The organism is Agrilactobacillus fermenti (genome assembly GCF_021030645.1).
Lineage (GTDB): Bacteria > Bacillota > Bacilli > Lactobacillales > Lactobacillaceae > Agrilactobacillus > Agrilactobacillus fermenti.
This window is the reverse complement of record NZ_JACGCJ010000002.1, coordinates 55,616-71,052: the sequence shown is the minus strand read 5'-3', so window position 1 is coordinate 71,052 and position 15,437 is coordinate 55,616. Positions and strand designations below refer to the sequence as shown.

Sequence of the window (15,437 nt, the reverse complement as noted above, 5' to 3'; positions counted from 1 at the left end):
GTTATGGACAGTAATTTAGTTAATTTAGAAGACCGTTTGGCTAATGTACATGACCAGCCATTGATTGAATTTAAACACGTGGAAAAGAAATTTCGGCAAATGGTAGCTGTTCGCGATTTTAATTTGCAGATTCAAAACGGTGAATTTTTCGTATTAGTTGGACCTTCTGGTAGTGGTAAAACAACCACTTTGAAAATGGTCAATCGGTTGTATGAGCCAACGGCAGGCAACATCAAGTTTTTAGGGAAAAATGTGACAGCATACCCGATTAATCAATTACGTTGGCATATGGGCTATGTGTTGCAGAAAATTGCGCTTTTTCCGAATCTAACTGTGGCTGAAAATATTGCGCTAATTCCTGAAATGAAGGGAATATCCAAGTCAGAAATTACAAGCTATAGCCGCGAATTATTAAAGCGCGTGCAATTAGCACCGGATATTTATTTAAAACGTATGCCAGCGGAGCTATCTGGCGGTGAAGCTCAACGAGTCGGTATTGTACGTGCGTTAGCTTCAAAGCCGCCAATTATGTTGATGGATGAGCCCTTTAGTGCTTTAGATCCCTTATCGAGAACACAACTCCAAGATTTAATTTTAGATTTGCACCATGAGTTAAAAACAACCATTATTTTTGTGACCCATGATATGAAGGAAGCCATGAAACTTGGTGATCGAATTGGCGTCATGCATGAGGGGGAGCTTTTGCAAACTGCTAAACCAGTAACTTTGGCGACTGATCCAGTCAATGATTTTGTGGCTAGTTTTTTTAAGGCAAAGGATGTTTTGACGCCCTTGCAATATGAATTAAATGACGTGATTGCTGATAATGACCATATAGAATATACAGCTACGTTACCGGAAAAGTCAGTAAAATTCACACCACACGAAAATTTGAATCGGGTCATTGAGTGGATGACACAACATCAGATTACCGTAATTTATGTTTTTATAAAGCAAACGCACAATTACGCTAAAGTGTCCACACTAGATATTTTGAATTTTATAGTACATCAATATTAAGGAGGCCATTTCATTGGAGAAAAGTTACGATGTTATTATTATCGGTGCTGGTCCGGGTGGGCTAGCGGCCGCTTATCGGTTGCATCCTGAAAAAAAAGTGCTGGTTGTTGAAAATGATTTGTTTGGTGGGACATGTCCTAACCGAGGGTGTGATCCGAAAAAGATGCTTTATTCTGCAGTTGAGGCAAAACAATGGAGCCAGCAATTATCAGGCTTCGGTTTGAAAAATACGCCTGAAATTGATTGGACAGAGCTAATGGCTTTTAAACGGCAATATACTCAGGCAATACCTGCAGGTACTAAAGCTGGATTGAAGTCAGCTGGAATTGACTATGTTCAAGGTACAGCACAATTTATCGATGCGCATCATTTACAAATCAATGATAAAACTGTTACCACAGAACAAGCAATTATCGCCACAGGACGAAAACCGACAATTCCTGATATTCCTGGAAAAACATATTTCAAGACAAGTACTGATTTTTTAGACCTTGATCAATTACCTAAAAAAATTGTTTTTATTGGGGCTGGATTTGTTGCGATTGAGCTGGCAAATATCGCGATTGAAGCTGGCAGCCAAGTGACGATCGTACAACATAATCAGCGCGTACTAAAAGCTTTTCCAAAACCATTAGTTAGCCGTTTAGTCAAACAATTACAAGCAAAAGGGGTTCATTTTCAGTTAGATACCAGTGTTACTCAATTGACCACAGACAAAGATCAAAAGTCTTATCAAGTACAAACAAATCGAGGTAATTTTGAGGCGGACTATGTGGTTGCCGCTACTGGCCGTGAAGCCAATATCGAGGCGTTGCGACTACCTACAGTTGTTAAAGCCGATGGTAAAGGGATTCAAGTAAATAACTATTTACAAACTGATGTTGCTAATATCTATGCAATTGGCGATGTGGTTGTTAAAACACAACCTAAGTTAACCCCAGTGGCCAGCTTTGAGGGTAATTATGTAGCTGACTACTTACTCGGTCAAACTAAAACATCAATTCAGTATCCAGTAATTCCCAATATTGTTTTTGCCAATAGTGAATTGGGCCAAGTTGGTATTCGATATCAAGATGCTGTTGATAATGATAGCTATACCATTAATGATTTGGATATGACACAATGGTATACTTATAATCGAGTTAAAGATCCTGATGCCCATGTGATCACGATCCAAGAGAGCAATACTAAAAAATACGTTGGATTTTGCGTTTTAGCTACTCAAGCTGAGAGTATGCTCAATGCTTTGACGACAATTTTAAATCAACAACTTACTCTGGAAGATATTCAGCGGACGATTTATGCTTATCCGTCTGATCAAAGTGATTTGCAGTACATTTTGTCTTAACAATAGGAAGTGCCGATGCAAAAGGAGAATGATTGTGTGCCCTTTTAGCAGAAGGCCTTCTTTTTTATATCATCAAAGCCGCATTGTTAGATGTGAAATGATATAATGTTGGTTGTTGAATTAAATAGTTCAGTAATTTCACCACAAAAGTTAGACTTTTTGGAGGTCACTCATGGAAAAAACTAAATCCAATAAGGCACTCACTGTTTTAAAAACAGATGCTAAAAAAATTCGACAAGAATTGTTTGGACAATTCGATGAACTTTGTTTGATGCAGTGCCCCATTGTTGAAGAAATTATGGATACACAGATGTTAGTCTTTTCAAGGGAAGTTGATTTTGCTAAACGATGTGATTTAATTTCAAAAGAAACGGCGTTAATGTTGATTAATGACCTCAGTCTTGAAATTGAAGCTTTTTATCAAGAAATTACTAAGAAACAAACGCAACAGAAGGGCTGAGTCGTACGTGCAGATTCACAAGAAGTTTTCATATTTAGATTATTATATATTGGTACCATTCCTGTTGTTGATTGGCGCTGGCGTTGTGATGATTTATTCAGCTAGTTCCGATATGTTGGCCGTTGCCGGTGCTGATCCAACGATATACTTAAAACGGCAATTTTTTTGGGTAATTGTTGCTTTGGTGATTACCACGATTGTGTTTCTATCGAAAATTGATATTTGGCGGTCTGATCGATTGATCAAAGGATTGTTGATCATGACTTTAATATTGCTGGTTTATTTGGTGGTACTTTCGATTGTGCATCCAGCGGCAGCCGTCAACGGTGCCGTTGCCTGGATCAATTTAGGCCCGATCAATATTCAGCCAACAGAAATTGCCAAGTTAACAATTATTTTATACTTTGCATTTATCTTCAATAAGCGCGGCCCCAAATTATCTCATGGCCAGATTTGGCATAATTTATTTGGGCCCATCATTTTAGCTGGCGTGATTACTGGCTTGGTTTTGATCCAGCCAGATACTGGTGGTGCCTCGATCCTGGCATTTATCGCTGCAATTATGATTTTTTCGGCAGGAATTCCAATTGGCTGGGGCTTATCATTTGTCACGCTTTTAGGCGCTTTTATACCTTTAGGTATCAATCTACTTAAGAAATTTCCATTACCATTTTTAGAACATAGTTACCAGTATCAACGTATTTTATCATTTCTTTATCCCTTTCAGCGTGAACGTGCGGGTGGCAGCCAGTTAGTTAATTCATATTTTGCCATCAATAATGGTGGTTGGTTGGGCCGTGGGTTAGGCAATAGCATTCAAAAAAAGGGCTATCTGCCCGTACCCTATACTGATTTTATTTTGTCAGTTATCGCAGAAGAATTAGGAGTTATTGGCGTTGCCGTCATTTTGGGTTTATTATTTTTCTTAATTGGGCGCATCATTTATGTCGGGATTCGAGCGCATTCTACCTATCGAACGCTGATTTGTTATGGTGTCGCAGCTATGATGTTTGTTCAAGCTTCTTTTAATATTGCTGGTGTGATCGGTTTCTTGCCAATCACCGGGGTAACATTGCCATTCATTAGCTATGGGGGTTCTAGTATTGTAACGCTGTCCATTGCTATTGGATTGGTGTTAAATATTAGCAGTACTGAAAAACGTGAGCGGGCAGCACGAAGCAAAAAAGCACAACATTGAGGTTGAATTCTAATATTAAATCAAAAAGATGATTGCTAATTTTATAATCATTGTTTAAGCTTATTATAATAAAAGCAAAGGAGCGCACGTTCATGCATAAAGTATTAGTTGCAAATAGAGGCGAAATTGCAACTCGAATTTTTCGTGCTTGTGAAGAATTGGGTCTAAAAACGGTAGGTATCTATGCCAAAGAAGACGAACTATCTATTCATCGGTTCAAAGCACAAGAGGCTTATTTAGTAGGGGCTGGTAAAAAGCCAACCGATGCATACTTAGATATTGACAGTATCATTCGTGTGGCGCAAAAAAGTGGCGCTGACGCTGTCCATCCCGGTTATGGGTTTTTATCTGAAAATGAAGAATTTGCAAGGCGTGTTCGGGCAGCTGGCTTAACTTTTATAGGTCCGAAAACAGAACTTTTACATATATTTGGTGACAAAATTAAGGCAAAGGCCGCTGCGAAGGCTGCAGGTATTCAACCGATTCCTGGTACAGATCACCCGGTTGAATCTTTAGCAGAGGTGCAAGCTTTTGGTCAGAAATACGGCTTTCCAATTATGATCAAAGCCGCTTTAGGCGGTGGCGGCCGTGGTATGCGTGTGGTTGATACACCGGAAGAATTACCAGATGCTTATGAACGTGCCAAAGGCGAGGCAAAACAGGCCTTCGGTGAAGATGAGCTCTATGTTGAGCGATTCATTGCCCATGCCAAGCATGTGGAAGTCCAAATTCTTGCTGATGAACACGGTCATGTGATGCATCTTTTCGAACGGGATTGTTCTGTGCAGCGTCGAAACCAAAAGGTTGTTGAAGTTGCTCCGTGTGTGATGTTAACGCCTGAACAGCGGGAAACTGTCTGTGGGGCAGCTGTGAAATTAATGCAACACGTGGGCTATAGTAATGCCGGCACAGTAGAATTCTTGATGGAAGACGGCCATTTTTACTTTATTGAAGTGAATCCTCGTATTCAAGTGGAACATACGATTACTGAATTAATTACCGGTGTGGATATTGTTGGGGCCCAGTTAAGAATTGCTGCTGGTGCTGACATTCACAAGGACTTGGGATTACCAACACAAGATGAATTGCATTTTGACGGTGCTGCGATTCAATGTCGGGTAACTACAGAAGATCCAAGTAATAATTTCTTCCCAGATACCGGAACTTTAGATACTTATCGTTCTCCCGGTGGTAATGGGGTTCGGCTAGATGTTGGCAATGCCTATACTGGCGCAGTAGTGACACCTTACTTTGATTCTCTACTGGTTAAAGCTAGTGTTCATGCTTTGAGTTTTGAACAAGCTTGTCACAAGATGAGTCGCGTTTTAAGCGAATTTGATATTCAAGGTGTCAAAACCAACATTCCATTTATGCAAAATGTTATTGTGAATCCTGTTTTCATTTCTGGTCAGGCATTAACAACGTTCATCGGCGACCATCCTGAATTATTAAAGATCAAAGCACACAAAGATCCATCTTTAGCGTTAATGCAATACGTTGGTGACATTACGATCAATGGTTATGCAGATTTGCCACGTAAGAAGGAAAAATCAGCTAGTTTAGTTGACTTACCTGTCATGCCTGCTTATCCAGATCCAACACAAATAACGGCCAAGCAGATTTTGGATGACCAAGGCCCAGAAGCGGTTTCAAAATGGTTATTGGCGCAACCCAAAGTCTTATTAACCGATACAACCTTAAGAGATGCACATCAAAGTTTATTTGCCACGCGGATGCGAACGCATGATATGGTTCGGATGGCCGGACAAATGGGCCGAGCATTACCAGATCTTTTTTCCTATGAAATGTGGGGCGGCGCGACATTTGATGTCAGTTATCGCTTTCTCCATGAAGATCCTTGGGAAAGGCTGCGGCGGCTGCGGCAGTTATTACCTGGCACATTGTTGCAAATGCTGTTCCGTGGCAGTAATGCGGTAGGTTATAAAAATTACCCCGATAACTTGATTAAAAAGTTCATTGATTTAGCTGCTCAAGAGGGCATGGATGTTTTTCGTATTTTTGATAGTCAAAATTGGCTGCCACAAATGGAAAAAAGTATTGATGCAGTTCGGCAAAACAATAAGATTGCTGAAGTTGCCATGTGTTATACCGGCGATGTTTCAGATTCCAGCTTACACAAATATGATTTAAATTATTATAAACAGCTGGCTAAAGACATTGAAGCTGCCGGTGCTAACATTTTAGCGATTAAAGATATGGCTGGTTTATTAAAACCACAGGCGGCTTATGAATTGATTTCAATGTTAAAAGAGACCGTTTCTATTCCGATCCATCTACACACACATGATACGGCCGGTAATGGTATTTATACTTATGTAAAAGCTGTTGAAGCAGGGGTAGACGTCGTTGATGTTGCGCAAAGTGCTATGTCTGGGGCAACCTCACAGCCAAGTATGAGTAGTCTATACTATGCACTTGGAGATAGCGCACGCCAGCCTGACTTGGAAATGCAGTCAGTTGAAAAAGTTAATGAATATTTTCAAAACTTACGCCAGGCCTATGTTGCTTTTTCAACGAGTGTGACCAGCCCGCAAACAGACGTTTATTTAACCGAGATGCCTGGCGGTCAATATACGAATTTGTATCAACAAGCTAAGGGCGTTGGTCTAGGTGATCGCTTTGATGAAGTTAAGGTCATGTACGCCAAAGTCAACCAATTGTTTGGTGACATTATTAAAGTTACGCCATCTTCCAAAGTTGTTGGCGATATGGCTTTGTTCATGCTGCAGAATAATCTAACCCCACAAGACGTACTTGAAAAGGGCCGTGATATTGATTTCCCTGAGTCCGTTATTAATTTCTTTGCTGGTGATTTGGGGCAACCGGTTGGCGGTTTTCCCAAAAAATTACAAGCAATCATATTAAAAGATCGCAAACCAATTACAGTTCGACCAGGTAGTTTGGTGGCGCCTGTTGATTTTACGGCTGTTAAAAGTGAATTAACGGAAAAAATGAAGCGAGAACCATCGGATGAAGAAATTGTGAGTTATCTACTTTATCCTAAGGTGTTCATGGACTATATTAAAGATCATGAAAAATATGGTGGTGTGACACATTTAGATACACCAACTTTCTTTGAAGGGATGCGTCTCGGTGAAACCATTCATATTAATTATGGTTCGGGCAAAGAAGCTATCGTGAATTTAGAAGAGATCGGTGAACCTGATGTTGAAGGCATGCGGACCATTTACTTTACTTTGAATGGGCAGAGGTTGCAGATCAGTGTTCAAGATAAGTCTGTCAGTCACGGTGTTGTCGGCAACCAAAAAGTTGAACCGACGAATAATGATCAGATTGGTGCTATGATGACTGGGACAATTGCCAAAGTTCTAGTTAAGAAGGGACAGTTTGTGAAGAAAGGGGAACCATTATTAGTTACTGAAGCAATGAAAATGGAAACCTCGATCCCTGCACCATATAATGGCTTGGTTCAGCATATTTATGTTAAACCAGGACAGCGTGTAGATACGAATGATTTATTGATGGAAATGACGCCACAAGAGGCTAAAAAATAGGACTATCAAGGGATGATCGGGTTGATTTATGATGAACATATGGCTGCTGTAGAAGACAGTATTGATCATTTAGTAGAAAAATTAGCTCAATCCAAATATGTAACGCACTACCAGCAAAAGCTTGCAGCGTTACAACATGATTTACAAGCACAGGTGCTCATTGATAAGTTTCATAGCCTACAGCAACGTTTAAGTCAGGTAGAACCTTATGGCGCTTATCGTCCTGAAGTAATGACATTAAAACAAACAACTTTAGCCGCTAAGCGTGCGATGGATCTAAATCAACAAGTGGCTGCTTACAAATTGGCCCAGCGTGAATTAGAAACAGTCATTGATACGATTGCTGTTGTCATGGCAAATAGTGTTTCTAAAGATATCAAAGTAGCGACTCAAAATCCCTTTTTTGAGACTAAACGGCGACCGCACAACAAGTTAGAAAGGTGAAGCACATGTTTCAAATTAAACCGCGCGTTGGTGTTATTGTTTGGTTGTATAATTTACATCATGTCAAACAGCTGCGCCGTTATGGTATGATTTATTACACCTCAAAGCGTATGAAATACGTTGTTCTTTACGTAGATCAAATTCAAGCAGATGCGGTCAAGACAATGATTGAAAAATTGAATTTTGTACGAAAAGTAGAACTTTCACATCGCGGTGAATTGAATACTGAGTTTGGCGAGCGATTAGATCAGCTTGCTGAACAATCAGAGCAAGCTATTCCAGATGTTGAAAATTACCGTAAATATAAAAAAAGGAGCAACGACGATGCGCATCGTAGCCGGTGAGTATAGTGGGCGCCGATTAAAGCCAGTACCTGGTCGTAAAACGCGACCCACGACCGACAAAGTTAAAGAAGCAATCTTCAATATTATTGGCCCCTATTTTGAAGGTGGAACTGCATTGGATTTGTATGCAGGGACAGGTGGCTTAGGAATTGAAGCTGTATCACGGGGTATTGCTAAAGCGTATTTGGTGGATCGGCAGTATGCGGCAATCAAAACAATTGAAGCAAATGTTTCAGTTACCAAGGCACCAGAGAAGTTTGATATTATCAAATCACCTGCTAATAGAGCACTTGTAAAGTTTTCTGAAGACCAAATCAAATTTGATTTAGTCTTGTTAGATCCACCTTATCGTGAACAGCAAATCGTGAAATTATTGGGTCAATTTCATGAGCAAGTGTTGTTACATCCCGGTGCTTTGATTGTTGCTGAAACTGATGTTACGGTCCTATATCCCGAAATTACCGGTTTTTCACTGATTGGACAACATCAATATGGTATTACAGAAGTGAGTATCTTTAAGTATACGAGTTAATTTGCGAGGTAAGCTATGACTGAAAAAATTGGGCTTTTCCCAGGTAGTTTTGATCCCTTTACGAACGGCCATTTAGCCACGGTTAAAAAGGCTTTGACTTTTTTTGATAAAGTCTATATTGCTGTTGCCACCAATACTGGTAAAAGTGCTTTGTTTTCTACAGAAGAAAAAGTTGCGCTGATCAAAGATGCTGTGACTGCATTAGAATCGGTAACGGTCATTGCGGCTCCCAGAAAACTAACGGTAACATTGGCTCGAGAACTAGGGGCAACGACGCTGATTCGAGGATTGCGCAATGGTAATGACTTTGAATATGAAGCTGGGATTGCTCAAATGAATAAAGTTCAAGATGCAAGTATCGAAACGGTTTTTTTCATGGCTGACCAAGAGTACAACTTTATTTCTTCTAGTATGATCAAAGAGGTCGCGGCTTTTAATGGCCGCGTGACTGGTTTGGTGCCTAAAAACGTTGAAATTGCTCTGAAACAGAAGCTGCAGGAAGTTCACTATGGCAACTAAGTCACGTTGGCTCTGGTTCCGACGACTTTTAATAGTCATTGGTTTGGTTGGTCTAGCGGTTGTTTTTTTGTGGCCGACAAATTATTACTTGGAATCTCCAGGATCGGCAGAAGATGTCAGTCAATTTGTTAAAGTCGATCATCAGCATGCTAAAACTAAAGGAAAGTTTTTGTTAACCACAGTCCAAATCCAACAAGCCACACCAATACAGTTACTGATTGGGCATTTTCGATCGTTCACAGATATCTATAGTAAACAAGAATTAATGGGTAGTGCGTCTAGCGCGGCTTATGATCGCTTGCAACAATATTACATTGAAAACTCTGAAAATACCGCTATCGCACAGGCAGCAAAACGTGCAAAAGTCCCGTATCAATGGCATTTCATTGGTGTCTACGTTCTAGATGTGCTTCAGCAATCGAGTTTTCAGCATAAGTTGCAATTAGGCGATACTGTTTCTCAGGTCAATGGGCAGAAATTTACGAATACGGCTAATTTCCAAAAGTATGTGCGCCATTTAAAGTTGGGCCAGAAAGTCTCTTTAACCTATACTCGAAATAAAAAAACGCACCATGCGATTGGCCGACTGATTCGATTACCCGATACCAAGCGCCCTGGATTAGGCATCACGCTAACAGATCATACGCAGATCAAAACTAAAAGATCAATTCGTGTAGATGCTGGTGCCATTGGTGGGCCATCTGCTGGATTAATGTTTACGTTGCAAATTTATGATCAGCTCAGTCAGCAGCATTTATTGCGCGGTCGAACGATTGCTGGAACCGGCACAATTTCAACGGATGGGCAAGTCGGGCCAATTGGCGGGATTGATAAAAAAGTTGTTGCTGCGTCAAAAATGGGAGCAACGGTCTTTTTTGCTCCTGATGATCAATTAACTAAAAAAGAACGTCATGCCATGCCGCATTACCAAAACAATTATATGATTGCTAAAAAAGCGGCTCAGAAAATTCACACAAAAATGAAAATCATACCTGTGCGAAATTTAAATGACGCAATTCATTACCTAGAAAAATAATAACCTCAGATTTCTGCGTACGTATTAGTAGCAGAAAGTGAGGTTTTTTTAATGGAGTGGATTAAACGTTATTATTGGGTGTTAATTGTCGGTGTTTTTCTAGCAGGTGGTGGGTTTTGGTATCTGAGTCAGCCAAAATCTGATGTGACACATGATGTCGCTACCGCCGAGGCGACTTTTCCTAAAGCTGGCCCAGCTTCAAACCAAAAGGGTGCGATATCGTCTGGTAAGTCTAGTGATCACGCCGCCAAAAACCAAACCGTTGTCGTTGACATTAAAGGTGCAGTTGTCCATCCAGGCCTTTATCACTTAAAAAGTGAAGATCGCATCAATGATTTAATTCAACGTGCTGGGGGATTTCGACCAGAAGCGGATCAGACGCAAATCAATTTGGCGCAAAAAGTGCAAGATCAAGGCATGGTTTATGTTCCTCAAAAAGGAGAACCAAGAGTTGCGGGAGCAAGTAATACAGCCAATGCACCCAGTAGTTCTACTACTGGAGCTAAAATCAATTTGAATACAGCAACTAAAGAAGAGCTGCAGCAAATTGATGGTGTTGGTGAGAAGAAAGCCGAGAAAATAATTGATTTTCGGACCAACCAAGGTCAATTTTCAAGTGTGACCGATTTAAAAAAGGTCAATGGATTTGGGGATAAAACCGTACAAAAATTAAGTGATAAATTGACCGTTTAGATGATTATTCAGAGACAAGCAAAGTGGTTGGTAAACCGGCTGGAAGATCGCCTGATTTTTATTGGCTTGGCAGCCATCTTAACTGCTTGGTTGGTGAATGGTCAACGTTGGTGGCTACCCGCATTACTATTAAGTTATTTATGCATACGCGTAGCTAGCCTAGCCGATAAGGTCGTATTTTTTTTAATGATCAGCATTATTGTGGTCGTGGGAACGCTGGCTTTTCGCGTGCGGCCACCTAGAATCACGACTATACCAGCGCCAATAAATATTCATATTCAGGCTGATTCAATCAAGGTCAATGGCGATCAGTTGAGCGGTATTGCGACTGAAATCAATAGTAAGTCAAAGTCATTTTTAGTGTATTATCGGTTACAGTCACCTCAGGAAAAATTATATTTTCAAAATAACTATCATAATTTAAATTTACAAATTACCGGTGAGGTAACGCCTATTATGGCCGCAACTAACCGCGGTCAATTCGATAATCGTAATTATCAATGGCAAGCCCACCGTATTCAATATGCAATCAATGTGTCGCAAATTCAAAGCTGTGTCTATGATGATCATCATTGGATTGATCAACTTTTAAGTTGGCGCCAACAGCTTTACTTGCATTTTATGCGTTTTCCAAAACCCCTCAATGTTTACTTGACCGGTTTGATTATTGGCAAATTTGATGGCGATCTGACGTTTAAACAAGACATGAGTCAGCTAGGCATTATTCATCTGTTTAGTTTATCGGGACTACATGTTTTTGTCTTGATCAATGGCATTTATTTTTTCGCAACTCGATTAAGATTTACAAGAGAATTGGTTGAGCGTTGGCTTTTAATTTTATTACCCCTTTATTGTTTATTCGTTGGCGCAGGGGTGGGCATTCGACGTGCTGTCTTTTTGACTGTATTAAATATTTGCTTGCATCAAGTCAAATGGCATTGGGGAAAGTTGGATAAAATTAGCGTTATTATGATCGTCTTATTGCTGCTTGACCCCTACTTATTATTTAATTTAGGCGGCCAATTAAGTTTTGGCATGTCATTAGCGTTGATTTTAAATCGTTGGCATTCCGCAATTGGCAGACAACTAAATTTAATGTTGGCCAGCTTACCCCTTTTATTATATTTTAGTTATAGTTGGCATCTGGGAACATTGATATTAAATTTGATAATGATCCCACTTTTTGAGGTTATTATTTTGCCAATTATCATTGGCGTGGCGTTTTTGCCGTTTGATATGTGGCATATACATAGCTTTGTTAATGGTGGGCTGACAGCGTTGGACCAGTGTCTACATTTTGTAGCACAAACACGAACTTTAAATGTGATTTTTGGGCAGCCGTCGCTTATCATTGTCACTGGATTAGTCATGACAGCATTTTGGATTTTAAATCAAACTCAGCAAAGAAATCGTTTGAAGGGTAGTGTTGTTTATGGTACTTTATTAGTCGTTTCTTTTATCATGATCCACTTTCCTCTAATGGGGCAGATAACTTTAATTGATATTGGTCAAGGCGATTCTATTCTAATTACCACACCATTTCATCGACAGACCGTTTTAATTGACACAGGAGGTAAACTGAAGTTACCACTGCAATCCTGGCAAAAGAAAATTCAACAAGATGGTGTTACAAAAATCACATTACCTTTTTTAAAACAACAAGGGATCAGTCATTTGGATGCCATTGTTTTAACACATCAAGATGCTGATCATCTCGGCGATTTACAAACGTTATTACAATCAATTCCAGTGGTACGTGTTGTTTTTGCACAGGGACTGACGCAAAATCCACATTTTTATCAGAAACTAGTTGATCCAATGATCAAGCCGCATTACTTTCCGGTTTTAGCGGGTGATCAATTGAATCTGGCTGGTATGAGGTTTTCAGCTGTTCATCCGTTTCAGCCCGGAATGGGCGCTAATGAAGATTCATTAGTGCTATATACTGAGCTTGGACATAAGCGTTGGCTTTTTACTGGAGATGTCGATCAAGCAGGGGAAAAGGGCATAATCACGCACTATCCATCATTGAAAGTAGATTTTCTTAAAATTGCGCATCATGGTAGTAAAACGTCGTCAAACCCAGATTTTATTCAACAACTGCAGCCACAATTTGCTTTAATTTCTTCAGGCCGGCATAATCGGTATGGTCATCCGGATCAAGAAACGTTGCAAACTCTGACAAAGCTACGCGTGCCATATCTAAACACGCAAACATCTGGTATGATAACCTTTAGGTATTCTTTGAACGGTAATTATCATGTCCGGGTATTTGGCGTAAAACCTTAATCGCATTCAATATTTATTTTAAATGGAGGTTTCTAATCAATTTGGCAAGTACAATGATAAAAGTCGATGCCTTAAATAAACAGATAAAACAGCACCAAGCTGGCTCGCTTTATTTAGTTCTGGGGACTGAAGACCACTTGATCAATCAAGTAGTGTCTGCTTTTCATGGTGTGTTACGCCCCGAAGAGCGTTCAATGAATTTTGCTCAATATGATCTTACAAATGATTCTTTAGGTAGTGCAATCGACGATGCCTCATCAGTGCCTTTCTTTGGTGACCATCGACTTGTATTTTTAACGCGGCCTTTCTTTGCAATGTCTGAAAATATTAAGGCAACGGTCGAGCAGGATGTATCTATTTTAGAACGTTACTTGAAAAAACCAACACCATCAACAATACTCGTCATTTTTGCACATACACATAAACTAGACGGCCGTAAGAAGATTGCTAAGTTATTAATGAAACATGCACAGGTCGTTGATGTTCAAAAGATCGAGGCACGACAAGTCGAAAGCACTCTGGATAATTATCTCAGCCAACATGGTTTTCAAATTAATGCAGAAGCAAGAACACTGCTATTACAGCGTTCAGACGGTGATTTTTCTAATATTATTGATAATTTAGAGAAGTTGTTTATCACGGCAAGCGATAAACAGATCACGCTACCGATGGTTGAAGATCTTGTTGCACCAACATTGGAAAATAATATTTTTGATTTGGTAGATTACGTGTTGCATAAAAATGTCACACAAGCATTGGAACTTTATCACGACTTATTATTGAATAAAGAAGAACCAATTAAAATTAATAGTATTTTGTTAACGCAGTTTCGATTATTAATGCAAGTCAAGATCTTAACAAAGAAGGGCTTAACGCAAGGAGATTTAACCCAAGTTTTGAAAGTTCACCCTTATCGCATTAAACTTGCATTGCAAACAGCGCGCCATTTTTCCATGAAAGATTTAAAGCGGGCTTTTCTAGGCTTGGAAGAGAATGATTATAAGATGAAATCTGCACAAATAGATAAGCAATTGCTATTCGAATTATTTATGTTAAAATTTGCAGATCCAGTTAAGCAATAATTGAAAAGGGCCATTTGTCATTAACTAGTGATTTACATACATTAGTCAATGACAAATGGCCCTTATTTTTTTAAATAAAAAAGACTCGACGATTGCGAGTCAATCTTATCAATTATTTTGCTAATTTTGCAAGACGTGATTTTGTATTAGCAGCTTTATTAGCGTGAATCAAGCCCTTAGATGCAGCTTTGTCAACGGCACTAACAGCTTTTGTGAACAAAGCATCGCGATCTTCACCATTATTAGCTGCAGCAGCTTCATATTTTTTGATAGCTGTACGCATCGCACTTTTTTGTGCTGTATTTCTTAAGTTTGCTTTGTGGTTTGTTTCAACGCGTTTAATAGCAGATTTGATTTGTGGCATATTGACACCTCCGAGTAAGATTATTTACGAATACTCATTAATACGTAACGAAGTTATTATACAGAATTGTTAGTTTTAATGCAATAACAAACTTGTAAAGTATTTTTACTTGATATGAATAAAACTTGTGTTTTGAAGAAATTTTGATTATTATAGTAGATGTGTTTATTGCTACGGTATCTTAGTTTGACGAATCACCAACGTTTTACCAAGATAACCGCGAATAACGTTTGAGAGGGTGATAGATTTGGCAATTACACAAGAACAAAAAAATGAGATCATCAAGAAATATGCGCGTCATGAAGGCGACACTGGTTCTGCAGAGGTACAAATTGCAGTATTGACTGCTGAGATCAATGCTTTGACAGAGCATATGCGTTTACACAAGAAGGACCACCATTCATATGTTGGTTTAACTAAGAAAATTGGTCATCGTCGCAACTTACAAGCATACTTGAGAAACAAGGACATTGTACGTTATCGTGAATTGATCAAGAGCTTAGGCTTACGTCGTTAATTCTAGAACAGTGGGATCAGAAATTGATCTCGCTGTTTTTTTAATATAGAAATGG

The 15,437-nt window shown here is 39.4% G+C and carries 15 protein-coding genes; 14 read left to right on the top strand and 1 reads right to left on the bottom strand.

Features of this window, described 5'->3' with window-relative positions; genetic code table 11:
- The first annotated feature begins 3 nt into the window (after positions 1 to 3).
- The 13 genes from FHQ08_RS00920 (at position 4) to holA (ending at position 14,501) form a co-directional block, all read left to right on the top strand.
- Positions 4 to 1,020 carry an ABC transporter ATP-binding protein gene (locus FHQ08_RS00920; RefSeq protein ID WP_407929101.1) on the top strand — a complete coding sequence of 339 codons (1,017 nt, stop codon included), beginning with the start codon at positions 4 to 6 and terminating at the stop codon, positions 1,018 to 1,020.
- A 13-nt stretch (positions 1,021 to 1,033) separates the two neighbouring features.
- On the top strand, positions 1,034 to 2,368 hold the full coding sequence (locus tag FHQ08_RS00915) for a dihydrolipoyl dehydrogenase family protein (protein WP_230912499.1): 1,335 nt from the start codon (positions 1,034 to 1,036) through the stop codon (positions 2,366 to 2,368).
- Positions 2,369 to 2,540: 172 nt separating this feature from the next.
- Positions 2,541 to 2,828 carry a DUF1507 family protein gene (locus FHQ08_RS00910; RefSeq protein WP_230912498.1) on the top strand — a complete coding sequence of 96 codons (288 nt, stop codon included), beginning with the start codon at positions 2,541 to 2,543 and terminating at the stop codon, positions 2,826 to 2,828.
- 13 nt (positions 2,829 to 2,841) lie between these two features.
- On the top strand, positions 2,842 to 4,026 hold the full coding sequence (locus FHQ08_RS00905) for an FtsW/RodA/SpoVE family cell cycle protein (protein WP_230912551.1): 1,185 nt from the start codon (positions 2,842 to 2,844) through the stop codon (positions 4,024 to 4,026).
- 92 nt (positions 4,027 to 4,118) lie between these two features.
- Positions 4,119 to 7,562: a pyruvate carboxylase gene (locus tag FHQ08_RS00900; RefSeq protein WP_230912497.1), complete on the top strand. Its 3,444-nt coding sequence runs from the start codon at positions 4,119 to 4,121 to the stop codon at positions 7,560 to 7,562.
- Positions 7,563 to 7,574: 12 nt separating this feature from the next.
- Positions 7,575 to 8,006 (top strand): YlbF family regulator, encoded by a 432-nt coding sequence (locus tag FHQ08_RS00895; protein ID WP_230912496.1) that lies wholly within the window; start codon positions 7,575 to 7,577, stop codon positions 8,004 to 8,006.
- A 5-nt stretch (positions 8,007 to 8,011) separates the two neighbouring features.
- Positions 8,012 to 8,350, top strand: coding sequence for a YlbG family protein (locus FHQ08_RS00890; protein ID WP_230912495.1), 339 nt, complete (start codon positions 8,012 to 8,014; stop codon positions 8,348 to 8,350).
- Positions 8,331 to 8,882, top strand: coding sequence for a 16S rRNA (guanine(966)-N(2))-methyltransferase RsmD (gene rsmD / locus FHQ08_RS00885; RefSeq protein WP_230912494.1), 552 nt, complete (start codon positions 8,331 to 8,333; stop codon positions 8,880 to 8,882). The genes FHQ08_RS00890 and rsmD overlap by 20 nt, the downstream gene beginning before the upstream one ends.
- A 15-nt stretch (positions 8,883 to 8,897) precedes the next feature.
- Entirely contained in the window at positions 8,898 to 9,401 is a 504-nt protein-coding gene (gene coaD / locus FHQ08_RS00880; RefSeq protein ID WP_230912493.1) for a pantetheine-phosphate adenylyltransferase, read from the top strand.
- On the top strand, positions 9,391 to 10,437 hold the full coding sequence (locus tag FHQ08_RS00875) for a SepM family pheromone-processing serine protease (RefSeq protein ID WP_230912492.1): 1,047 nt from the start codon (positions 9,391 to 9,393) through the stop codon (positions 10,435 to 10,437). Before coaD ends, FHQ08_RS00875 begins: the two co-directional genes overlap by 11 nt.
- 51 nt (positions 10,438 to 10,488) lie before the next feature.
- Complete coding sequence (locus tag FHQ08_RS00870; RefSeq protein WP_230912491.1) at positions 10,489 to 11,130, top strand: ComEA family DNA-binding protein; 642 nt, start codon at positions 10,489 to 10,491, stop codon at positions 11,128 to 11,130.
- The gene (locus FHQ08_RS00865) at positions 11,131 to 13,419 is read left to right on the top strand and encodes a DNA internalization-related competence protein ComEC/Rec2 (RefSeq protein WP_230912490.1); all 2,289 of its coding nucleotides are present in this window, start codon (positions 11,131 to 11,133) and stop codon (positions 13,417 to 13,419) included.
- A gap of 41 nt (positions 13,420 to 13,460) precedes the next feature.
- Positions 13,461 to 14,501 carry a DNA polymerase III subunit delta gene (holA, locus tag FHQ08_RS00860; protein ID WP_230912489.1) on the top strand — a complete coding sequence of 347 codons (1,041 nt, stop codon included), beginning with the start codon at positions 13,461 to 13,463 and terminating at the stop codon, positions 14,499 to 14,501.
- A 112-nt stretch (positions 14,502 to 14,613) separates the two neighbouring features.
- Here holA and rpsT read toward each other — a convergent pair whose 3' ends face one another.
- Positions 14,614 to 14,865: a 30S ribosomal protein S20 gene (gene rpsT / locus FHQ08_RS00855; protein ID WP_230912488.1), complete on the bottom strand. Its 252-nt coding sequence runs from the start codon at positions 14,863 to 14,865 to the stop codon at positions 14,614 to 14,616.
- A gap of 247 nt (positions 14,866 to 15,112) precedes the next feature.
- On the opposite strand from rpsT, the gene rpsO reads away from it, so the two are divergent.
- Positions 15,113 to 15,382 carry a 30S ribosomal protein S15 gene (gene rpsO, locus FHQ08_RS00850; RefSeq protein ID WP_230912487.1) on the top strand — a complete coding sequence of 90 codons (270 nt, stop codon included), beginning with the start codon at positions 15,113 to 15,115 and terminating at the stop codon, positions 15,380 to 15,382.
- The last annotated feature ends 55 nt before the right edge of the window (positions 15,383 to 15,437 follow it).

What these genes read in the sequence shown, in the direction of transcription:
- FHQ08_RS00920 (WP_407929101.1), top strand. Translation starts at nt 4, where the DNA reads ATGGACAGTAATTTAGTTAATTTAGAAGACCGTTTGGCTAATGTACAT.
- FHQ08_RS00875 (WP_230912492.1), top strand. Translation starts at nt 9,391, where the DNA reads ATGGCAACTAAGTCACGTTGGCTCTGGTTCCGACGACTTTTAATAGTC.
- FHQ08_RS00900 (WP_230912497.1), top strand. Translation starts at nt 4,119, where the DNA reads ATGCATAAAGTATTAGTTGCAAATAGAGGCGAAATTGCAACTCGAATT.
- rsmD (WP_230912494.1), top strand. Translation starts at nt 8,331, where the DNA reads ATGCGCATCGTAGCCGGTGAGTATAGTGGGCGCCGATTAAAGCCAGTA.
- rpsT (WP_230912488.1), bottom strand. Translation starts at nt 14,865, where the DNA reads ATGCCACAAATCAAATCTGCTATTAAACGCGTTGAAACAAACCACAAA.
- FHQ08_RS00870 (WP_230912491.1), top strand. Translation starts at nt 10,489, where the DNA reads ATGGAGTGGATTAAACGTTATTATTGGGTGTTAATTGTCGGTGTTTTT.
- coaD (WP_230912493.1), top strand. Translation starts at nt 8,898, where the DNA reads ATGACTGAAAAAATTGGGCTTTTCCCAGGTAGTTTTGATCCCTTTACG.
- FHQ08_RS00910 (WP_230912498.1), top strand. Translation starts at nt 2,541, where the DNA reads ATGGAAAAAACTAAATCCAATAAGGCACTCACTGTTTTAAAAACAGAT.
- FHQ08_RS00865 (WP_230912490.1), top strand. Translation starts at nt 11,131, where the DNA reads ATGATTATTCAGAGACAAGCAAAGTGGTTGGTAAACCGGCTGGAAGAT.
- FHQ08_RS00890 (WP_230912495.1), top strand. Translation starts at nt 8,012, where the DNA reads ATGTTTCAAATTAAACCGCGCGTTGGTGTTATTGTTTGGTTGTATAAT.
- FHQ08_RS00895 (WP_230912496.1), top strand. Translation starts at nt 7,575, where the DNA reads ATGATCGGGTTGATTTATGATGAACATATGGCTGCTGTAGAAGACAGT.